At 75.0% G+C, this 20,500-nt stretch carries 19 protein-coding genes; 9 read left to right on the top strand and 10 right to left on the bottom strand.

Annotated features, from left to right (window positions below):
* Positions 1–39 precede the first annotated feature (39 nt).
* Both yaaA and eda read left to right on the top strand, forming a co-directional pair.
* A complete protein-coding gene (yaaA, locus tag AB0L29_RS17340; protein WP_365827943.1) occupies positions 40–822 on the top strand; it encodes a peroxide stress protein YaaA in 783 nt (260 codons plus the stop codon).
* A gap of 71 nt (positions 823–893) precedes the next feature.
* The gene (gene eda, locus AB0L29_RS17335; RefSeq protein WP_365827941.1) at positions 894–1,541 is read left to right on the top strand and encodes a bifunctional 4-hydroxy-2-oxoglutarate aldolase/2-dehydro-3-deoxy-phosphogluconate aldolase; all 648 of its coding nucleotides are present in this window, start codon (positions 894–896) and stop codon (positions 1,539–1,541) included.
* Here eda and AB0L29_RS17330 read toward each other — a convergent pair.
* Genes AB0L29_RS17330 through AB0L29_RS17320 form a run of 3 tightly spaced genes read right to left on the bottom strand, consistent with a single transcriptional unit; the run spans position 1,516 to position 4,738 of the window.
* Positions 1,516–3,090, bottom strand: coding sequence for a bifunctional RNase H/acid phosphatase (locus AB0L29_RS17330; protein ID WP_365827939.1), 1,575 nt, complete (start codon positions 3,088–3,090; stop codon positions 1,516–1,518). The two genes, eda and AB0L29_RS17330, sit on opposite strands and share 26 nt — an antisense overlap.
* Positions 3,091–3,101: 11 nt before the next feature.
* Positions 3,102–3,845, bottom strand: a complete 744-nt coding sequence (locus AB0L29_RS17325; protein WP_365828082.1) for a C4-type zinc ribbon domain-containing protein — start codon at positions 3,843–3,845, stop codon at positions 3,102–3,104.
* Complete coding sequence (locus AB0L29_RS17320) at positions 3,842–4,738, bottom strand: Nif3-like dinuclear metal center hexameric protein (protein WP_365827937.1); 897 nt, start codon at positions 4,736–4,738, stop codon at positions 3,842–3,844. Before AB0L29_RS17320 ends, AB0L29_RS17325 begins: the two co-directional genes overlap by 4 nt.
* Before the next feature lie 198 nt (positions 4,739–4,936).
* On the opposite strand from AB0L29_RS17320, the gene AB0L29_RS17315 reads away from it, so the two are divergent.
* Together AB0L29_RS17315 and AB0L29_RS17310 are read left to right on the top strand one after the other, a co-directional pair.
* Positions 4,937–6,097 carry a hypothetical protein gene (locus tag AB0L29_RS17315; protein WP_365827935.1) on the top strand — a complete coding sequence of 387 codons (1,161 nt, stop codon included), beginning with the start codon at positions 4,937–4,939 and terminating at the stop codon, positions 6,095–6,097.
* Between the two features lie 95 nt (positions 6,098–6,192).
* Positions 6,193–6,360, top strand: coding sequence for a hypothetical protein (locus AB0L29_RS17310; RefSeq protein ID WP_365827933.1), 168 nt, complete (start codon positions 6,193–6,195; stop codon positions 6,358–6,360).
* Positions 6,361–6,795: 435 nt separating this feature from the next.
* Here AB0L29_RS17310 and AB0L29_RS17305 read toward each other — a convergent pair whose 3' ends face one another.
* Positions 6,796–8,304 carry a DHA2 family efflux MFS transporter permease subunit gene (locus AB0L29_RS17305; protein WP_365827931.1) on the bottom strand — a complete coding sequence of 503 codons (1,509 nt, stop codon included), beginning with the start codon at positions 8,302–8,304 and terminating at the stop codon, positions 6,796–6,798.
* Positions 8,305–8,466: 162 nt separating this feature from the next.
* On the opposite strand from AB0L29_RS17305, the gene AB0L29_RS17300 reads away from it, so the two are divergent.
* The 4 genes from AB0L29_RS17300 (at position 8,467) to AB0L29_RS17285 (ending at position 12,822) form a co-directional block, all read left to right on the top strand.
* The gene (locus AB0L29_RS17300; protein ID WP_365827929.1) at positions 8,467–10,032 is read left to right on the top strand and encodes an MFS transporter; all 1,566 of its coding nucleotides are present in this window, start codon (positions 8,467–8,469) and stop codon (positions 10,030–10,032) included.
* Positions 10,033–10,142: 110 nt separating this feature from the next.
* On the top strand, positions 10,143–10,793 hold the full coding sequence (locus AB0L29_RS17295) for a class I SAM-dependent methyltransferase (protein ID WP_365827927.1): 651 nt from the start codon (positions 10,143–10,145) through the stop codon (positions 10,791–10,793).
* 76 nt (positions 10,794–10,869) lie between these two features.
* Positions 10,870–11,856, top strand: coding sequence for an N-acetylmuramoyl-L-alanine amidase (locus AB0L29_RS17290; RefSeq protein ID WP_365827925.1), 987 nt, complete (start codon positions 10,870–10,872; stop codon positions 11,854–11,856).
* Between the two features lie 153 nt (positions 11,857–12,009).
* Entirely contained in the window at positions 12,010–12,822 is an 813-nt protein-coding gene (locus tag AB0L29_RS17285) for a hypothetical protein (protein WP_365827923.1), read from the top strand.
* 89 nt (positions 12,823–12,911) lie between these two features.
* Here AB0L29_RS17285 and AB0L29_RS17280 read toward each other — a convergent pair whose 3' ends face one another.
* Genes AB0L29_RS17280 through AB0L29_RS17270 form a run of 3 tightly spaced genes read right to left on the bottom strand, consistent with a single transcriptional unit; the run spans position 12,912 to position 16,541 of the window.
* The gene (locus tag AB0L29_RS17280) at positions 12,912–13,685 is read right to left on the bottom strand and encodes a hypothetical protein (RefSeq protein ID WP_365827921.1); all 774 of its coding nucleotides are present in this window, start codon (positions 13,683–13,685) and stop codon (positions 12,912–12,914) included.
* A complete protein-coding gene (locus AB0L29_RS17275) occupies positions 13,672–15,258 on the bottom strand; it encodes a substrate-binding domain-containing protein (RefSeq protein WP_365827919.1) in 1,587 nt (528 codons plus the stop codon). The genes AB0L29_RS17280 and AB0L29_RS17275 overlap by 14 nt, the downstream gene beginning before the upstream one ends.
* Entirely contained in the window at positions 15,255–16,541 is a 1,287-nt protein-coding gene (locus AB0L29_RS17270; RefSeq protein WP_365827917.1) for a hypothetical protein, read from the bottom strand. Before AB0L29_RS17270 ends, AB0L29_RS17275 begins: the two co-directional genes overlap by 4 nt.
* Positions 16,542–16,694: 153 nt before the next feature.
* Here AB0L29_RS17270 and AB0L29_RS17265 point away from each other — a divergent pair, with 153 nt between their 5' ends.
* The gene (locus AB0L29_RS17265; protein ID WP_365827915.1) at positions 16,695–16,988 is read left to right on the top strand and encodes a hypothetical protein; all 294 of its coding nucleotides are present in this window, start codon (positions 16,695–16,697) and stop codon (positions 16,986–16,988) included.
* 15 nt (positions 16,989–17,003) lie between these two features.
* Here AB0L29_RS17265 and AB0L29_RS17260 read toward each other — a convergent pair whose 3' ends face one another.
* The 3 genes from AB0L29_RS17260 to AB0L29_RS17250 are packed head-to-tail and all read right to left on the bottom strand — an operon-like array spanning position 17,004 to position 20,325.
* Positions 17,004–18,080 carry a prenyltransferase/squalene oxidase repeat-containing protein gene (locus AB0L29_RS17260; RefSeq protein WP_365827913.1) on the bottom strand — a complete coding sequence of 359 codons (1,077 nt, stop codon included), beginning with the start codon at positions 18,078–18,080 and terminating at the stop codon, positions 17,004–17,006.
* Entirely contained in the window at positions 18,077–18,835 is a 759-nt protein-coding gene (locus AB0L29_RS17255) for a class I SAM-dependent methyltransferase (protein ID WP_365827911.1), read from the bottom strand. The genes AB0L29_RS17260 and AB0L29_RS17255 overlap by 4 nt, the downstream gene beginning before the upstream one ends.
* Complete coding sequence (locus tag AB0L29_RS17250; RefSeq protein WP_365827910.1) at positions 18,829–20,325, bottom strand: glycosyltransferase family 4 protein; 1,497 nt, start codon at positions 20,323–20,325, stop codon at positions 18,829–18,831. Before AB0L29_RS17250 ends, AB0L29_RS17255 begins: the two co-directional genes overlap by 7 nt.
* Positions 20,326–20,500: the final 175 nt, after the last annotated feature.

Below are 20,500 nucleotides of genomic sequence, written 5' to 3'. Positions count from 1 at the left end.
GAGCCGTACCCTGTCCGGAGTCCGACCGAAGGAGTACGTGTGCTTGTCCTGCTGCCGCCGTCCGAAGGCAAGGCCGCTTCCGGCCGTGGCGCCCCGCTGGAGCCGGAGTCGCTGTCGCTGCCGGGGCTGGCGGCGGCCCGCGCGGCCGTTCTCGACGAGCTGGTCGAGCTGTGCGCCGGCGACGAGGACAAGGCGCGCGAGGTGCTCGGGCTGAGCGAGGGACTGCGCGGCGAGGTCGCGAAGAACGCCGGGCTGCGCACCGCCGGGGCGCGGCCCGCCGGGGAGATCTACACCGGTGTGCTGTACGACGCGCTCGGCCTGGCCTCCCTCGACGCGGCCGCGCGGGAGCGAGCCGCCCGTTCGCTGCTGGTGTTCTCCGGGCTGTGGGGGGCGGTCCGGGTGACCGACCGGATCCCGTCCTACCGCTGCTCGATGGGGGTGAGGCTGCCCGGGCTCGGGCCGCTGGGCACGTACTGGCGTGCGCCGATGGCGTCCGTGCTGCCCGAGGCGGCCGGTGACGGGCTGGTCCTGGACCTGCGGTCGGCGGCGTACGCGGCGGCCTGGAAACCGAAGGGCGAGGTCGCCGGGCGCACCGCGACCGTGCGGGTGCTGCACGCCCCGACCCGCAAGGTGGTCAGCCACTTCAACAAGGCCACCAAGGGGCGGATGGTGCGCGCTCTGCTCACCGCCGGGGTGGCGCCGGAGGACCCCGCCGAGCTGGCCGGGGCGCTGCGGGACCTCGGGTACGAGGTGGAGGTCCGGGCGCCCGGGAGGGCCGGGCAGGCGTGGGCGCTGGACGTGCTGGTGACGGAGGTGCACTGACACCTCGCCGCACGTTGCATCATGCGCAATGACCTTTGCGCATGATGCGGATGCGGGGGCAGGATGCGGGCATGACCTCTCCGCCGCCCTCGTCCGTGCTGGACCTCGCGCCCGTCGTGCCCGTCGTCGTCGTCCAGGACGCCGGCGACGCCGTACCGCTCGCGCGGGCCCTGGTCGCCGGAGGGCTGCCCGCGATCGAGGTGACGCTGCGCACGCCCGCCGCGCTGGAGGCGATCCGGGCCGTCGCCGGCGGGGTGCCGGGGGCGGTGGTCGGGGCCGGGACGGTCCTGACGCCTTCGCAGGTCACCGACGCGGTGGCCGCGGGAGCCCGCTTCCTGGTCAGCCCGGGCTGGACGGACACCCTGCTGGAGGCGATGCGGGCCTCGGGGGTGCCGTTCCTGCCGGGGGTGTCCACCGCCTCGGAGGTGGTGGCGCTGCTGGAGCGCGGGGTGCGGGAGATGAAGTTCTTCCCGGCGCAGGCGGCCGGCGGCACGGCGTACCTGGCCTCGCTCGCCGGGCCGCTCCCCCAGGCCCGCTTCTGCCCGACCGGCGGGATCGGGCCGGCCTGCGCGCCCGACTACCTGGCCCTGCCCAACGTCGGCTGTGTGGGCGGGAGCTGGATGCTGCCGCCGGAGGCGGTGGCGGCCCGCGACTGGGCGCGGATCGAGCGGCTGGCCCGTCAGGCGGCGCAGCTCAGCGCAGGTGCGAGGTGTCGTTGAGGAGCCGGACGCTGGCGTTGCCGTCCGCGTAGTACGCCACCACCGACAGGGACGCCGCCGACAGTTCCATGCGGAACAGGGACTCGGGCGGGGCGCCCAGCGCCAGACGCACGAGCGTCTTGATCGGGGTGACGTGCGTGACGAGCAGGACCGTGCGGCCCGCGTACGCCGCGATCAGCTTGTCGCGGGTGGCGGCGACGCGGGTCGCGGTCGCGGCGAAGCTCTCGCCGCCGCCGGTGGGGGCCGCCTCCGGGGAGGCGAGCCAGGCGTCCAGGTCCTCCGGGTGGCGCTCGCGCACCTCGCCGAAGGTGAGTCCCTCCCAGGCGCCGAAGTCGGTCTCGCGCAGCCCGTCGTCGACGCTCACGTCGAGTCCGAGGCGGGCGGCGACGATGCCGGCGGTCTCGCGGGCGCGGGCCAGCGGCGACGACACGATCGCCTGGACCGTGCCCCGCCGGGCCAGTGCGGCGGCGACCCGCTCGGCCTGCTCCCGGCCCGCGCCGGACAGGGCCGGATCGCTGCCGCCGCTGCCGGAGAACCGCTTCTGGGGGGTCAGCGGGGTCTCGCCGTGCCGGAGCAGGACGAAGGTCGCGGGCGGGCCCAGGTCCGCGGGAGCCCAGCCGGCGGACGGGGTGGTCGTCGTGGCGGGGACGGGGACGGGGGCGGGGGTGGTGGCCAGGTTCCCGGCGGCCCGTACGTCGTCCGCCGCGGCCGCCCCGCCCGTCGCCCTCCGGTCCCCGCCGGACGTGCTCCGGCCCTCGCCGACCGTGCCCCGGCCCCCGTCGGACGTGCCCCGGCCCTCGCCGACCGTGCCCCGGTCCTCGCCGGACGTCCTCCGGCCCCCGTCGGACGTGCCCCGGCCCTCGCCAGCCGTGCCTCGGCCCCCGCCGGACGCCGGACCCGAGGGGCCGGGCGCGGCACCGTCCGTACCGGTGGACGTACCGGTGGACGTACCGGCGGACGTACCGACGGATGTACCGGAGGGCGTGCCCACCGCGCTCCGCGCCCCCGTCAGCGCCGCCCGGGCGCGGGCCGCGCCCGCGACCGGGTCGCCGGGCGGTCCGGAGGGATCGGGAACGCGGGACGGGGCGGACGCGGCCGTGCCGGGGTCCGCCGCCGGCCCCGGCGGCGTCCACCGCTCGCCCCGGCCGCCCGCGTCCATCGCCTCGTTCGCCAGCCGGTCGGCGTGCTTGTTGCGCTCGCGCGGGATCCACTCGTAGGTCACCCGCCCGGGCGGGAAGACGCGGGCCGCCTCCGCGGCGAGCGGCTTCATGCCGGGGTGCTTGATCTTCCAGCGGCCCGACATCTGCTCGACGACGAGTTTGGAGTCCATCCGGACGTGGACCGTGGCGGACGGGTCCAGCGCGTGGGCTGCGCGCAGGCCGGCGAGCAGGCCCCGGTACTCGGCGACGTTGTTGGTGGCCACGCCGAGGTACTCGGCCGCCTCCGCCAGCGTCTCGCCCGTCGCCGCGTCGCTCACCACGGCCCCGTAGCCGGCGGGTCCGGGGTTGCCCCGCGACCCGCCGTCCGCCTCGACGATGAACTCCCGCACCCCGACGGCTCCTACAGCCCCGACTCGGCCGTGCGCACCAGGATGCGGCGGCAGTTCTCGCAGCGGACGACGGTGTCGGGCGCGGCCTTGCGGATCTCGCTCAGCTCGGTGATCGCCAGCTCCTGGCGGCAGCCCTGGCAGGTGCGCGCGTACAGCTTCGCCGCGCCGATGCCGCCCTGCTGCTCGCGCAGCTTGTCGTACAGCTTGAGCAGGTCGGCGGGGACGGAGCCGGCGACGACCTCGCGCTCCTTGGTCACCGAGGCGACCTCGCCGTCGATCTCCTCGAACGCGGCGTCCCGGCGCCCGGTCGCGTCGTCGATCTTCGCCTGGACGGAGGCGACCCGCTCGGTGAGCTCGGCGACGCGCTCCTGCGCGGACTCGCGGCGCTCCATCACCTCCAGGACGATGTCCTCCAGGTCGCCCTGCCGCCTGGCGAGGGAGGCGATCTCGCGCTGGAGGTTCTCCAGGTCCTTGGGCGAGCCGACGGCGCCGGAGTCCAGGCGCTTCTGGTCGCGGGCGGCGCGCTGGCGCACCTGGTCCACGTCCTGCTCGGCCTTGGTCTGCTCGCGGGCGCAGTCGCTCTCCTCGGTCTGCGCGGCCACCAGCAGGTCGCGCAGCTGCGTGAGGTCCTTGGTCAGCGACTCGATCTCGGCGTGCTCGGGCAGCGACCTGCGCTTGTGCGCCAGCTGCTGCAGGCGGACGTCGAGGGCCTGGACGTCGAGGAGTCGGATCTGGTCGGCGGGCGCGGCGTTCAGTTGGGGGCTCCTGCGGTCGAGTCGGAGGGGGCGCTCGAGGCGCCCGGGGGAAGGGCGGTGGTGGACGCCGCATGGGCGGTCCAGGGGTCGGTGACCGTCTTCGAGACGTGGACGCGAAGGCCCCATCCGTGGCGGTCGGAGATCTCGTCGAGCTGGCTCGCGGCCAGCTCGCACCAGGGCCACTCGGTGGCCCAGTGCGCCGCGTCGAGCAGCGCGAGGGGACCGTGGGCGCCGGCCGCCATGAACTCCGAGGCCGGGTGGTGGCGCAGGTCCGCGGTGAGGAAGGCGTCGACGCCGGCCGCCCGGACGTGGTCGAAGAGGCTGTCGCCGGAGCCGCCGCTGACGGCGACCGTGCGCAGGACCGCGTCCGGGTCGCCGGCGACCCGGACGCCCTGCGCGGTGGCGGGCAGCCGCTCGGCGGCGCGGGCGGCGAACTCGCGGACGGTCAGCGGGTGGTCCAGCTCGCAGACGCGGCCCAGGCCCCGGCGGCCCTCCGGATCGGTGGGGTCCGGCACGAGGGGGCCGACGACCCGTACGTCCAGGGCGCCGGCCAGCGCGTCGGACACGCCCGGGTCGGCGGTGTCGGCGTTGGTGTGGGCGACGTGCAGCGCGACGTCGTTCTTGATGAGCGTGTGGACCACGCGGCCCTTGAAGGTGGACGCCGCGACGGTCGTGGTGCCCCGCAGGTAGAGCGGATGGTGGGTGACGAGCAGGTCGGCGCCCAGCCGCACCGCCTCCTCGGCGGTCTCCTGCACGGGGTCGACGGCGAACAGGACCCGGGAGACCTCCTGGCCGGGGTCGCCCACGACGGTCCCGACCGCGTCCCAGGACTCGGCCCGCTCGGCGGGCCACAGCTTCTCCAACGCGGCGATGACTTCTGACAGACGGGGCACGCGAGCAAGGCTACCTGGCCGTTCTGCGCCGCTGAACCGCCGTCGCCGTCCGGGCACGGTCCCGGCCCCGTCGAGCACACGCGCCTCCGCCCCCTCAGGCGAATCGTTCCTGGAACACCCTTATGTGTGAAGCGCGCGGCCACCGGCTCCCCGCCCGGGCGCATGAAAACTAGGTTCGTCACCGGAGGTGACCGAACGATGACGGTCTGTGCGACCGAACCCCCGGCAGCGGACGAGGACGGTGGCTCCCCGCGGGCGGAGTCTGTGATCACGGTGGACGGCGGCTACGCCGCGCGCCTCGCCCGCAGCGGCGGCTCCTGGTACCCGGAGCGCTGGACCCTGGGCGGCCCCGAGCCCTACGCGGTGCCGCTGCCCGGCAACCAGCCCGAGGAGCCCGGCACCGAGGTGCAGCCGATGGGCGACGGGCGGGTCCTCGTCCACCGGCTGGTGGCCGGGCGGCACGCCTTCTGCCTGCTCTACCCGGCCGGCCCCGGCACCGGCGAGCTGCCGCTGGGCACGGTCGAGTGCCCCGACGACGGCACCCGGCTGCGGCTGCTGCCGCCCGCCCCCGACGGCGAGCGGGCGTACGCCCTGGCCGTGGGGCCGCGTTCGACGGCGGTGTGGCAGGTGGCGGGCGGCTCCTTCGGGCCCGAGCACCTGGCCGAGATCCCCGGCCGCTGCTCGGGCGGGGTGTGGCTGGACCGCACCGGGCGGATACTCGCCCTGGACCGGGAGACCGGCGGGCCGGTCAAGACGGTCGTCGTGGACCTGGAGCGGGGCGGCGAGGTGTCGCCGCTGCTGCAGATCGCCGCCGGCAGCGACGACCGGCTGCTGCTCGCCGATCCCGACAGCGGACTGCTGCTGATCCGCTCGGACGCGCCCTCGCCGGGGCAGGGCCGGCTGGGCTGGGGCGTGCTGGGCAGCATGCTGCCGGTGCGCTTCCCGGAGAGCCTGCGGGTGAACGACTGCGCGGTCACGCCGTTCGCGATCCAGCCGGGGCAGGTGCTCACGCCGGAGAGCTGTGCGGTGGCGCTGCGGGTGGACGGGCCGTTCGGCACCTGGGTGGGGGTGTGGCGGCCGGCCGGGCGGCAGGTGCACCACCTTCCGGCGCCCGAGGGGTGGCTGGCGGGCACCGGGCTGTTCGCCCCGGACGGGGCGCTGTGCCTGCCGTACGCCACGGCGGCGGTGCCGTGCGGGCTGGCGCGGCTGAGCGTGCCGGCGGCGCCGGAGCCGTCGCCGGGACCCGGGTCCGCGGCCGAGCCGCCCGGGAACTCCCCGGAACCGGAGGTTCCCGAACCGGTCGCCCCGCGTCCCGTGCCACTCCAACAGGCCCCGCTGGCACGGCCTGTCACGAAGTAGCACCGGTCGGCGTGGCCTCCTGGATCCGGGGCGAGGCGGGCCGGTTACACTCGCCCGGCTGTAGGAAAGATCATGTTACGGGGTGAATTCCTTCGATGAGCGACGCCAGCACGCACCAGTCACGGACCGCCGACGTCCAGGAGGCCGCCGCCGGCCACGGCCGGCACCGCGGCCCCGCCTCCGCGCGGGACGGCGAGACGGCTCCGCGCGGCCGTCACCGCAAGCCGGCCCAGGAGAACGGGCGGTCCGGCACGGCGGCCTGACGGCACGCCGGCACCGGACACCGGGCGGCATCCGGCCCCGCGCGTCGCACGGCGCGCGGGGCCGTTGCGCGTCACCCGCGGTACCGGCTCGGCGGCAGCCGCTCGGGAGTGCTCAGGAGTGCTGGACGACGGTGCCGGCGGGCACGGTCGCGCCGTCCCGCCCGGCGGCGCCGGCGGCCGCCCGGACGCGGCCCTCCCGCGGCCGTCCGTGAACCTTCGGGGGTTCCCCGGACGGACGACCGCGGCGGAGCGCGCGGCCCACGGGCGGACCCGGGCGGCGGCGCCGCCGGGCGGCGTGCCGACGGCCGCCCCGGGCGTCGTGCCGCAGGGGCACGGCCCGTGCGGGCGGGCCGCTCGAACCCGGCCCGCCCGGCGAACCCCGGGCCGGCGTGCGGGTCCGGGTCGCCGGAGAGCCGGTGGGGCAGGGCCCGGTCCTCACGGGCCCGCCGTCCGACGATCCGCCCGCTCCGCCCCGTCCGGCTGGTCCGCCCGCTCCGGCTGGTCCGTTTGGTCCGCCCGGTCCGCCGCCGGGACGGCGTCCCCGCGCGGCAGCCACACCCACATCAGCAGTGCCCCGGCCCCGAGCACCACCGCCGCCGCACGGAACGCCAGCGCGTACCCCTGCGTCAGCGCCGCCGGTGTCCCGCTCCCCGCCGACCGTGCCGCCGCCAGCGTCGACATGACGGCCAGGCCCAGCGAACCGCCCATCGTGCGCGAGGTGTTGACCAGGCCGGACACCAGGCCGGCCTCCTGCGGCGCCGCCCCCGACGTGGCCAGCGCGGCGAGCGGGGTCATCGCCAGCCCGGCACCCAGCATCATCAGGACGCCCGGGATCATGATCGTCGTCAGGTACGCCCCGTCCACGCCCAGCGTCGACTGCCAGCCGAAGCCGGCCACCGCGACCAGGGTCCCCAGGACCGCCACGGCGCGCGGTCCGGCCACCCGCATGAACCGGGGCGCGAGCTTGGATCCCAGCACCACGGCCAGGGAGCTCGGCACCAGCGCGAGCCCGGCCTCCAGCGGCGAGTAGCCCAGCACGTTCTGCGCGTAGAGGGTCATGAAGAACCACATGCAGAACATCGCGGAGCCGGACAGGAACATCGCCGCGTTCGCGGAGGAGACCGCCCTGAGCCGGAACAGCCCGAGCGGCATCAGGGGCGCCTTCGTCCGGGCCTCGACGACGAGGAACAGCCCGATCAGCACCAGCCCGGCCAGCAACGGCACGAGGGTGGCCGCGGCCGTCCACCCCGCGGCCTCGGTCTGCGAGATGCCGTACGCGAGGGTGGCCAGCCCGGCCGTCACCAGCAGCGCGCCGGGCAGGTCGAGCCGGCGCCCGTCCCCGGCCCGGCCCTCCGCCAGGTACCGGGCGGCGCCGAGCAGCACCACCGCCCCGACGGGCACGTTGATCAGCAGCACCCACCGCCACGACAGCGTGTCCACCAGCACCCCGCCCACCAGGCCGCCGGCCGCGCCGCCGCCGGCGCCCACCGCGGTCCAGGTCCCGATGGCCCGGGTCCGGGCGGCCCCCCGCGGCACCGAGGCGGTGAGGATGGTCAGCGTCGAGGGCGCGAGCACGGCGGCGCCCAGTCCCTGCACGGCCCGCGCCAGCAACAGGTGCCAGTCGTCCCGGGCCAGCCCGCCGCCCAGCGAGGCCAGCGTGAACAGGCCGAGCCCGACGAGGAACATCCGCTTGCGCCCGTACAGGTCACCGGCCCGCCCGCCCAGCAGCATGAACCCGGCGAAGGCGACGGCGTAGGCGTTCACCACCCACTGCAGCCCCTGTTCGTCCAGCCCGAGGCCGGCGCGCATCGACGGCAGCGCCACGTTGACGACGGACACGTCGAGCACGACGAGGAACTGCCCGGCGCAGGTGAGCGCCACCACCAGCCAGGTGGGGGGCGCGGAGCGGCCGGACGGACGGGCGGCGCCGGTGGCATCGAGCATGGCTGTCATGTTCCCAACCCCCCGGCAGCCCCTCAATCGGGATTTCGCCCGGCTCCGCCTCGGTCCCGGGCCCTACGTCCCCGACCCAGGGGAAGGTCAAGATTTCGTTAGCGCGCCAAAGCAACGGAATAGTTGCCCGGGCGCACCGAGTTCATGCTCCACATGACACCTACGCCGACCGACCAGCCCACCCGGAGAGCCGGCGCGGCCGTCGTCCCGGTGCTCGCCTTCGCGGGCATCACCGTGGCGGTGATGCAGACCCTGCTCCTCCCGGTCGTCAAGGACCTGCCCCGGCTGCTGGACACCACGCCCGGCGACGCCACCTGGGTGCTGACCTCGACGCTGCTCTCGGGAGCCGTGGCCACGCCGGTCATGGGCCGCCTCGGCGACCTGTACGGCAAGCGCCGCACGCTGGTCGCCGGCCTGGCGGCGATGGTGGCGGGCGCGCTGGTCAGCGCGGTCACCAGCGACCTGCTGCCGATGATCGCGGGCCGGACCCTGCAGGGCTTCGCGATGGGCGCGATCCCGCTCGGCATCGGTCTGATGCGGGACATGCTGCCCCGCGAACGGCTCGGCTCGGCGATGGCCCTGATGAGCTCCTCCATCGGCGTCGGCGGTGGTCTGGCGCTGCCGGCCGCGGCCCTGGTCGCCCAGCACACCGACTGGCACGTCCTCTTCTACGGCGCCGCCGGCCTCGGCGCCCTCGCCATCGCCCTCACCCTCCTCGCCGTACCGGAGTCCCCGGTCCGGGCCGGGGGCGGCTTCGACCTGCCCGGCGCGCTCGGCCTGTCGGCCGGCCTGGTGCTGCTCCTGCTGCCCGTCACCAAGGGCGGCGACTGGGGCTGGTCGTCCGGCACCACGCTCGGCCTGTTCGCCGCGTCGGCCGCGGTGCTGCTGCTGTGGGGCGTGATGGAGCTGCGCGTCCCGGCGCCCCTGGTCGACCTGCGCACCACGGCCCGCCGCGAGGTCCTCCTCACCAACCTCGCCTCGATCATGGTCGGCGTCAGCTTCTACGTCGTCTCCCTGGTCCTGCCCCAGCTGCTGCAGCTGCCCGCCGCCACCGGCCACGGACTCGGCCAGTCGATGGTCGTCGCGGGCCTGTGCGTGGCCCCGCTGGGCCTGACGATGATGTTCACGGCCCCCCTCTACGCCCGTCTGTCGGCGCGCTTCGGCCCGCGCACGACCCTGATCATCGGCCTGCTGGTCATCGCGGCCGGCTACGGCGGCGGCCTCGGCCTGATGGCGGCGGCCTGGCAGACGGTCGTGACGTCGGTGGTCATCGGGGCCGGCATCGGGCTCGCCTACTCGTCCCTGCCCGCGCTCATCGTCGGCGCGGTCCCCGCCGCCGAGACCGGCGCGGCCAACGGCCTGAACACCCTGATGCGTTCCCTCGGCACCTCGGTGTCCAGCGCCGTCGTCGGCGTGGTGCTGGCCGGCACCGCCGACCACGTGGGCGGGGTGGCGGTCCCGACCATGCACGGCTTCCGCGTCTCGTTCCTCATCGCGACCGCCGCGGTCGCCGTCGGCCTGGTCCTGGCCCTCTTCCTGCCGCGCCGCCGCCCCTCGGACGCGCCGCGACCGCGCGCGAGCAGCGAGGAGGACGCGCACCCGCGTCACGCCGGGGACGCCCCGCGGGACCTCCCCGGCCGGGCCCTGGGCGCCGGTGCCGCCTCCCCCCGAGCCGATGTCCGAACAGACGACCGAACCGGCGTCCGGGCCGACGTCTGAGCAGGCGTCCGGGCCGGCGTCCGGGCCGCCGCCGCACCCCTGCTCGTCCGGCCGGCCGGGGGTACGGCAGCATGGGCGGGACGCACGCACGTACGACCGAAGGGACCCCCATGACCGCGGCGCCCACGCCGGAGATCCTGGCCGCGTTCGAGGCCGCGAAGGGGTTCATGCCCACGGACGAGGGCCTGGCCCTGTACGCGGCGGCGCAGGAGGCCGGGCGGCTCGGCCTGCCCCTGCTCGAAGTCGGCACGTACTGCGGCCGCTCCACGATCCTGCTCGCCGACGCGGCCCGCCGGGCCGGGGTCACCGCGCTCACCGTCGACCACCACCGCGGCAGCGAGGAGCAGCAGCCGGGCTGGGAGTACCACGACCCGGAGACGGTCGACCCGGAGCTCGGCGTGATGGACACGCTGCCCGCCTTCCGCCGGACCCTGCACCGGGCCGGCCTGGAGGAGCACGTGGTGGCCCTGGTCGGCCGCTCCCCGCAGATCGCGGCGCTCTGGCGGGCCCCGCTCGGCCTGGTCTTCGTCGACGGCGGCCACACCGACGAGCACGCCACCGCCGACTACGAGGGCTGGGCCCCGCACGTGGCCGACGGGGGCCTGCTGGTCGTCCACGACGTCTTCCCCGACCCGGTGGACGAGTTCACCGGCCAGGCCCCCTACCGCCTCTGGCTGCGGGCGCTCGGCTCCGGCGCCTTCACCGAGGTCTCGGCGACCGGTTCCCTGCGCGTGCTGCGGCGGACGGGCACGGGCGTCTGAGGGCGCGTCCGTCCGCCGGGCCCCGCGCGGCTCGCGGATCCTGTGGACGCCGCCGACGGCCGCTAGGGTGGCAGACGTGTCGTACACAGGCCCCGACTTCGATCCTCCCCGGCCCCGCCGCTTCCGGCGCGGCCCGCTGACCGTGGCGGTCGCCGCCCTGGTGCCGGGGGCGTTGCTCGGGTGGCTGGTGTACGAGGCGGTGGGCGGCCCGGGCGACGGGGGCGGCTCGGGGAACGCCTCCGTGCGGACGTCCGCGGCCTCCTCGGGCACACCGTCCGGGCCCTCCCCCGGCAGCGGTTCGGGCAGCCCCGACGGCAAGGAGCCGAGCGCGTCGGCGACTTCCACCGCTCCCCCGTCCCCCTCGGCCTCCGCGCCCGCCGCCTCCGGCCCCCTCAAGGGCAAGGTCGTCGTCGTCGACCCGGGCCACAACCCCGGCAACTTCCGGCACACCGGCGAGATCAACCGCCAGGTGGACATCGGGACGAACCGCAAGGAGTGCGACACGACCGGCACGTCCACCGACGCCGGTTACACGGAGGCGGCGTTCACGCTGGACGTGGCGCGCCGCCTGCGCACCCTCCTGGAGCGGCAGGGCGCCACGGTGAGGCTGACGCAGAACGCCGACCGGCCCTACGGGCCGTGCGTGGACGAACGGGCCCGCATCGGCAACCAGGCGCGCGCCGACGCCGCCGTCTCGATCCACGCGGACGGCTCGGCGGCCGGCAACCGCGGCTTCCACGTCATCCTGCCCGGCGCCGTGCACGCCGGCGCCGCCGACACCCGCCGGATCGTCGGCCCCTCGCGCGCGTTGGGCGAACGCATCGCGGGCAACTTCGTGCGCGCCACCGGCAGCGCGCCCTCCGACTACGTCGGCGGCGGCACCGGTCTCGTCACGCGCGAGGACCTGGGCGGTCTCAATCTGTCAACGGTTCCCAAGGTGTTCATCGAGTGCGGGAACATGCGCGATAGCAAGGACGCGGCACTGCTGACCAGTGGTGCCTGGCGGCAGAAGGCGGCGCAGGGGATCTCCGAGGGAATCGTGAGCTTCCTGCGCGGGCGGTGATCAGCGCGCTGATCCCGGCGGACACCCCGACCGGGCGGACGATAGTGTCGTCCGTACGATCAGGGGCCACCCCCGCGCTCCCCACGGGCCCGTGGGCGACATGGTGACAGCGGCGCCTCTACCGACGACGAGACGACTGACGAAGGACCTGAAGTGAATATCCGCTCCCTCACTCGAGGCGACGGCGTGGTGATCGGAGCAGCGGTGTTGCTGTTCATCGCGTCGTTCCTCGGCTTCTACTCGTCCGACGAGGTTCCGGACGGCCTGGACATGCCCAGCCTGTGGGGCAGCGGCCCGGTGCTGATGAGCGTCGTGCTGGCGGGGCTCGTCGGCGCCGCGCTCGTCGTCGTCGGCCGCGGGCTGCCGCGGGCCCCCAAGGTCGCCGGTCTCGAACTGGGCCAGGTCGGCGTCGCCCTCACGGTCTTCGCCGCGTGGAGCGCGCTCGGCAACGTCTTCGACCCGGCGAGCGCCGCCAACAACGTCGGCGGCGGATCCTCCGACGGCCCCGGCGCCGGCATCGGCCTGATCCTCGCCCTCGTCGCCACGCTCCTCATGGCCGCGGCCGCCGTCGCCACCCCCCTGGTACCGGCCCTCAAGGCCGCCCTCGTCCCCGCCCCGCGGCCGGCCGCCCCGCAGCCCTACGGCGGCCAGCCCCAGGGCGGTTACGGCTACCCGGGCGCGCAGCAGCCCCCGTTCGGCGGCGGCCAGCCGCAGCCGGGCCAGCCGTACGGCGGTCAGCCGCAGCAGCCGCAGCCGCAGCCGGCCGCGGACTTCTCGCCGTTCTGGTTCGCCGTGCCGGTGCCGCGGCCGCTGTTCCCGGAGGACGGCTCGCCCACCCCGATCGCCGAACTCACGCCGGGGACCTGGTACCTGGCGGTCGAGCAGCGCGGCGCGGCCCTGGTCGCCCAGACGCAGGACGGCCGCCGCGGCGTGCTGCAGGACACCTCGGGCATCCAGCGCGGCTGAGCCCCACGGACCCCACGGCCCCTCGCCCCTCGCGGGCGGGGGGCCGTCGTCGTGCGGGCCGCGGGGCGCCGGCCCGGACCTGCGGCGGGTCAGCGGAAGATGGCGATCGGGTCCAGCGTCAGCTCCCCCCGCGTACGGTTCCAGGTGCGCACCTTGCCCAGGCAGCGGGCCTGGAACTCGCCGGTGAAGTACTCGGCGTCCTGGAAGCCTTCGCGGACCCAGGCCGCCTCGCAGGTGATCCGCACGTGGGCGGGCGGCCGGCCCTCGCCGTAGGGGGCGCGCAGCACGATGTCGCCGCCGTCGGAGGCGAGCGCGGTGAAGCGGCCGGTGACCGAGACGAACTCCGACATGACCGCCGTCAGCGGCACCCGGCCGGACCCGTCGCGCTCCCGCAGGAGTTCGGCGAGCGCGCGGTTGGGAACGAGCGACCCGGTGGTGAGGTCGGCGTGCACCACCACGTCCTCCTTGCGCATGGTGTCCATCAGCAGCCGGATCACCGTGATGGGCGTGTTGGTGCGCACGTACGCGGTGAAGCGCTCCTTGGTGACGTCCCGGCGGGCCGTCCCGCTGCCGAAGCCGAGCCTGCCCAGCAGCCCGAGGCCGCTGGTGACGTTGATCCGGTCGGCGACCTCCTGTTCCAGGGCGGCCGAGAAGCCGCCGGTCTGGTAGAGGTCCATGACCCGCTTCTCGTGCAGGAAGAAGCACATGCCGTGGACCGTGCGCCCGCCGCGCCGGCGTCTGCGCGGCCCGCCCGCGCGCAGCAGCGCGTACCGGACCAGGACGGCGACGCTCGCCGCCGTGACCGCCCAGACCACCAGCCACGGCCACCACAGGCCCCACCACTGACCGTCAATGACACCCACGGATCTCCTTGAAAGCGTCGGAGAGGGAGGAGAGGTCCGCGTCGACCGTGCGGCCGCCGGTCGCTTCGGCGACGCGCCCGAGGGCGGCCGGGTCGGCCGCTCCGAACCGGACGGGGAACGTGGGCACCGCACGCCCCTCGTCGCCGAGCCGGCGGTAACGGCGCCAGAACTCCTCGTACGTCAGGCCCGCGTTGTTCTCGCCGTCCGTCATCAGCACGATCGACACGGGCCGTCCGGGCTCCTCGCGCACGGCGTCGGCGGCGACGCGGTAGCCGCGGTCCAGGGCCGACCACAGGGCGGTGGCGTCGTCGAAGCCGCCGCGCGCCACGATCCGGTCGAGCGCCCGCAGGTCGGCGTCGCCGCGCACGGTCACGGTGCGTTCCTGGAGCACCCGGCCGCCGAACCGGATGACCGTCAGGCGCTCGCCGCGGTGGAAGCGGGCGAACTTGCCGGTGGAGGTCCGGTCGGCGCCGCTGAGCCCGGCGAAGGCGGCGCGCAGGCCCTCGATCCGCTCGCCGCGCATCGAGGTGGAGAAGTCCAGCAGGAACACCACCTGGCCGCCGGTGCGGCGGGCCGGGTCCCCGTAGTCGGCGACGAGCCGCTCGACGACGGACAGGCGGTCGGGGAAGGACAGGGCGTTGCCGACATCGGCGCGCAGCCGCGGGGAGGGCGTGACGTCCTGGTCGACCGGCCGCCGGTGGGTGCGTTCCATCAGCTCGCGCTGCGCCCCGGCGCCGAGCAGCCACTGCACCACCTTGCCGTACGCCTCCCGCTCGCCGGGGTCGAGCAGCAGCAGCGGGAAGTCGGACAGCACCATCCCGTCCTCGGGGTGGACGATCTCCAGGGGCTCGGGCAGTTTCCCGCCCGCGTTCAGGGACAGCAGCTCGGACTCGTGGGCGATCAGGGCGTCGGCGTCGTCCCGGTGCTTCAGGTACCGCTCGACGAGTTCCCGGGAGCTGGCGCCGGTGAGGGTCTGGCCGGAGCGGAAGCCGCGCAGCCGGTCGCAGGAGACGTCCTGTTCGCGCAGCGCGCTGCCGGTCCCGGCGGCCGCGGTGGCGACCCCGACGAGGGCGGCGCGTCCGGTGTCGCTGCGGCGCGGGTCCGCCATCCCGAACCGCAGGGTCCCCTCGGCCGCCGCGTCGGCGACGTCGGCCCAGGAGATCCGCCCGCCCGGGGCGCGCCCGCGCAGCTTCCTCGCCGCCGCGGGTTCCAGGCCCACGACGACCGGCGAGCGCATGATCGCGGTGGACTCGGGCCGGGGCAGCCGGCCGCCGGACTCCCGCACGCGCAGCAGGAAGGACCGGTCCGAGGCGAGCCAGGCCAGGTCGTAGGCCGCCCGCCCGCCGGCCGGCGGCTGGCCGGCGAGGTCCGCGGTCGCCTCGTAGTGCAGGTCCAGCCGGACGCCGGTGTCGTCCTCCAGCTCCTCCAGCAGGGGTGCGACGTCGGCGAGTTCGGGGCTGGCCAGGACGCGGAGGGTGACGCGTTCCCCGTCGCGGGTGCAGGAGGCGGTGGAGGCGGCGAGGAGGGCGAGAGCCAGCGCGGCCGTCGTCAGACGGCGTACGGCCCGTCTCACGGCGCGTCCCGTACGGGCGGGGGGCAGTCGCCCACGGAGTCGATGATCTCCTCCAGGACGTCCAGGGCGGGTTCGTAGGCCTTCGTCTGGTCGGGGTTGTCGGCCGGCACCTGGACGCCGTGCTCGCGCAGGTACGCGTTGAGGTCCTCGCTGCTGCCGTCCTCGCCGGAGAAGCGGACCCGGAAGCCGAGTTCGATGGCCCGGCGGCGCAGCTGCCCGTCCTTCTGGATGATCTCGACCAGCCGGTCGCCCTTGCCGGTCAGGGAGATCAACTGCGGTTCGGTGAGGACGTAGGGGGTCGGGTAGAGCAGGACGCGGCTGGTGTCCTGCCGGCCGTGCTCGTCGTGGTGGGCGATCTGGTGGGCCAGGTACTGGTGTTCGTAGATCAGCGAGATCGGCGCGATGCTCTCGCCGAGGTCCGAGAAGTAGCTCTCGGCCTGCTCGTCGGCCCACATGCCCTGGAGGTCGATGAGCGGCCTGATGCCGGCGGCGAGTTCGCGTACGGCGTCCTCGGCGCGGCGGGTGTCGTCGGCGTGGAGCGTGCCCGGGGTGCGGTTGCCGTTCACGACGAAGGCGAGCAGGCTCAGGTAGGTGCCGGCGGAGTTGGACTCGCAGACGTTGGAGGTGCGCACCAGGACGCGGCCGCTGTTGCTGCGGTCGCCGCTGACGTCGTCGAAGCCGACGCCGTTCCAGGTGTCCGCTTCGCGGCCCGTGCCGTCCCCGGGGTCGCGCCGGTCGTCCACGCCGTCGAGCAGGCCGGTGAACCTGCGCATGTCCAGGTCGTAGTAGAGCGTGTCGCCGCCGCCCCCGGGGCGCTGCGGGGTGGCCGCCCCGGCCCTCACCAGGGTCTCGGCGTAGTCGCGGAAGGTGGCGAGGACGAGCGGGGTGACGAAGGGGCGCACGGAACGCACCGAGCGGTCCTGCCGGTCGAGGACCAGCTTGGCGGCGGGCTGGCCGGACGGGAAGACGACGTCCATGCCCTTCAGGGACTGGGTGGCGATGCCGCGCGAGCCGAGGCGGTGGATGTCGACGCGTATGCCGTGTCTCAGCAGGCGCCGCTGCACCTCGGGGTCTTTGAAGAAGTCGGACTTGGAGGCCATCTTGGCCTCGATGGTGGTGATGTGCTCGAAGGGGCGCAGCACGTTGCCGGAGACGCCCAGGCAGAGCAGCCCCGTCAGCGCCAGGGGCAGGGCGGCGACGACGTGGCGGGGGACGCGGCGGCGTGTGACGCGGCGGGTGGTGAGCCCGGGTTCCTCGATCGTGGGTGCTCCGGCGTCGGACAACGGCCCTCCAGCCTCTCAACGGGGCAGGATTATCGGGGACCGCGCCGGACGGCGGCCAGCGGAAGGGCCAACTCCGTTCGTAGCAAAGGTGAAGGGTGCCGCACACGGCCCTCACCCATGTTTCGTAAGCCCTCCAGGGGCAACCCGAAGGGCATGTCCCCTCGATATCGCAGTGGTTCGAGTTCCGCGGGGACGGTCATCGCGATGATCGCGGACGTCATGGCCGTCATCCTCGGACTGTGGATTCTGATGTACCTGCTCGAGGCCAACCCCGGCAACGAGCTGGTCCAGTTCGTCCGTGACGCGGCCAACGTGCTGGCCGGCTGGTCGCGCGACCTGTTCACCTTCGACGCGGACTGGGCCCGGGTCGTCTTCGGCTACGGGCTGGCCGCCGTGGTCTACCTCCTGGTCGGCCACGCCATCGCCAACCGCATGCAGCGGCACTGACCCGCCGCCCGGGCCTCACGCCCGGGCGCAGCAGTCCGGGTCCAGGCCCCTGGGCAGCCGGTCGCCGCCGAAGACCTGGCAGGTGGCCTCGTGGCCGCCGAGCGCGGCGACGGCGAGGAGCAGGGAGCCGGCCGTCCAGGTGGTCAGTTCGCGCGGCCAGATCGCGTCGTCGTCGAAGACGTAGCCCGTCCAGTACAGGCCGGTCCGCGCGTCGCGCAGGTGCTGGATCGACTGGAGCACCTCCAGCGCGCGGTCGGACTCGCCCATCGCCCAGAGCGCCAGGGCGAGTTCGGCCGACTCGCCGCCCGTCACCCACGGGTTGGGCACGACGCAGCGCACCCCGAGGCCCGGGACGACGAACCGGTCCCAGCCCTCCTCGATCCGGGCCTTGGCCTCGGCGCCGGTCAGCGCGCCGCCCAGGACCGGGTAGTACCAGTCCATCGAGTAGCGGTCCTTGTCCAGGAACCGCTCCGGGTGGTGGCGGATGGCGTGCCTGAGGGCCCCCGCCGCCAGCTCCCAGTCCGGCTGCGGCTCCTCCCGCTGCTCGGCGATGGCCAGCGCGCAGCGCAGCGCGTGGTGGACGGAGGAGGAGCCGGTCAGCAGCGCGTCCGTGGTGTCCGTGCCGTCCTCGTCGCGCCGCCAGCCGATCTGCCCGCCCGGCTGCTGCAGCCGCAGCACGAACTCCACCGCCGCGTACACGGCCGGCCACATCCGCTCCAGGAACGTGTCGTCGCCGGTGGAGAGGTAGTGGTGCCACACGCCGACGGCGATGTAGGCCACGAAGTTCGTCTCGCGGCCCCGGTCGGTGACGGCGGCGAAGTCCCCGTCGGCGTACGCCGCGTACCAGGAGCCGTCCTCGTTCTGGTGCCGGGCCAGCCACCGGTAGGCGCGCTCGGCGGCCTCGTGCTCGCCGGCCGCGTCCAGCGCCATCGCCGCCTCGGTGTGGTCCCAGGGGTCGAGGTGGTGCCCCCGGAACCACGGGATCGCCCCGTCCTCCCGCTGCACGGAGAGGATGCCGCGCACGGTCGCGGCGGCCTGTCCGGCGGTGAGCACCCCGGGCAGGACCAGGTGTTCCGTCCGGGGAGTCGTCACCTGCCGGCCGCCTCTGCTGCGGTCCCGGCCGCGGCGCGCGGCAGGTGCGGCTTGGTCGCGTACGCCACGAAGCTCTTGCCGATCAGCGGGTTGAGCGCCCGCTCCGCGAGCCGGGTCGCCAGCGGCTTCTTCATGATGTCCCAGACCAGCAGCTTGTGGTACGCCCGCACCGGCAGCGCCTTGTCGTTGTCGACGCCGAACGCGCACTTGAGCCACCAGTACGGCGCGTGCAGGGCGTGCGCGTGGTGGGTGCCGTAGGGCCTCAGGCCGGCCTCGCGGATCCTGGCGAGGAGTTCGTCCGCCTTGTAGATGCGGATGTGGCCGCCCTCGACCTCGTGGTAGGCGTCGGACAGCGTCCAGCACACCTTCTCGGGGCCGTAGCGCGGCACGGTGATCGCGATGCGGCCGCCGGGCCTGAGCACCCGCACCATCTCCGCGAGGACGCCCTTGTCGTCGGGGATGTGCTCCATCACCTCGGAGATGATCACGACGTCGAAGGACTCGTCGGGGAAGGGCAGCGCCAGGGCGTCGCCCTCCATCGCCGTCGCGGTGGCGCCCTCGGGTGCCTCCCCCGCCTCCTTCATCGCCGCGAACCACTTCGCGACCTCGCGGATCTCCTCGCCGTTGCGGTCCAGCGCCACGACCCGCGCGCCGCGCCGGTAGCACTCGAACGCGTGCCGTCCGGCACCGCAGCCGAGGTCCAGGACGCGGTCGCCCGGGGCGAGCGGGAACCGGGAGAAGTCGACGGTCAGCACGTGGCCCTGCTTTCGCGGTCGGATACAACGTCAACATCACGGGGGGCGGCGGGCGCGCCGCCCCCCGGAGCCGGGGAGAGGCCGGGAGAGGGGGCCTGGGGGCGGCCGGAGCGGCCGGGGCCCGTCGTGGCACGGTCCGGGCCCGCCGCCGCGGAGCGGGCGAGGGCCTCGCGGTAGCGCGCCACCGTTCCCTCGGCGGCCCGGGCCCAGGTGAAGTGCCGCAGGACGCGTTCGCGGCCCGCCGCACCGAGCCGGGTCCGCAGCTCCGGGTCCCCCAGCAGCCGGACCAGCCCGGCGGCCAGCGCCCCCGCGTCGCCCGGCGGTACCGCGAGGCAGGTCTCCCCGTCCCGCCCGGCGACCTCCGGGATCGCCCCGCCCGTCGTGGCGAGCAGCGGGGTGCCCGTCGCCATGGCCTCGGCGGCCGGCAGCGAGAACCCCTCGTACAGCGAGGGCACGCACGCCACCTGCGCCGAGCGCACCAGGTCGACGAGGTCCGCGTCGGAGATGCCCTTGACGAACTCGACGGCGCCCTGCAGGCCGTACCGTTCGACCGCCTGGGCGACGGGTCCCTCCGCGGGCCGCCTGCCGACGACGACGAGGTGCGCGCCGGGGTGCTCGGTGCGCACCTTCGCCAGCGCCTCGACGAGGAAGACCAGGCCCTTGAGCGGCACGTCCGCGCTGGACGTCGTCACGATCCGGCCCGGCACCCGCGGCACCGACGGGTCCGGTGAGAACAGGTCGGTGTCGGCGCCGATGTGGACGACGTGGATGCGGTCCTGCCGGACGCCGAGGTGGTCGACGATCTCCCGGCGGGAGGTGCCGGAGACGGTCAGCACCGACGGCAGGCGGCGCGCGACGCGCTTCTGCATGCGGGTGAAGGCGTACCAGCGCCGCACGGAGTACCGCCGCTGCCAGGTCTCGGCGGCGTCCAGCTCCAACTGCCGGTCCACGGTGATGGGGTGGTGGATGGTGGTCACCAGCGGCGCGCCGATGTCCCCCAGCAGTCCGTAGCCGAGCGTCTGGTTGTCGTGGACGACGTCGAAGTCGCCGCGGCGGGCGCGCAGATGGCGGCGGGCGCGCAGCGAGAAGGTCAGCGGTTCGGGGAAGCCGCCGGTCCACATGGTGGCGACCTCCAGCGCGTCGATCCAGTCGCGGTACTCCTCGCGCTTCGGCGTGCGGAAGGGGTCCGGCTGGCGGTACAGGTCGAGGCTGGGCAGTTCGGTCAGGCTCAGGCCGTCGTACCCCTCGTCGAGGACGGGGTAGGGCTGGGCGCCGATGACCTCGACCCGGTGACCGAGGCGGGCGAGCTCGCGCGAGAGGTGCCGTACGTAGACGCCCTGGCCGCCGCAGAACGGGTTCCCTTTGTAGGTGAGGAGCGCGATGCGCAGCGGTCGCGAGTCGATGGGGGCACCTCCCTGTGCGGGCGCGGCCGGGAACCCGGGGGAGGCGGGGCCCTCCGGAGATCCGGCCTGACTGGCCTCAGCGGTCACTCCGGGCCCCCTTCTCCCTGCACTGTTCCGCGAGATTACGCCGGGACGCTAATCTAGAACAAGTTTCAGAGTTGATCGTTCGGAGGCTCCGAATCTACCGGCAGGTAGGAGTGCTGTGACCAGTGGATCAGGTGATTCACGCCACGGCCGGGGCCGTGCCATGCCGTCCGGTCAC

This window comes from Streptomyces sp. NPDC052701 (assembly GCF_040678355.1).
Taxonomy (GTDB): Bacteria; Actinomycetota; Actinomycetes; order Streptomycetales; family Streptomycetaceae; genus Streptomyces.
This window is presented reverse-complemented; position numbering and strand designations above follow the sequence as displayed.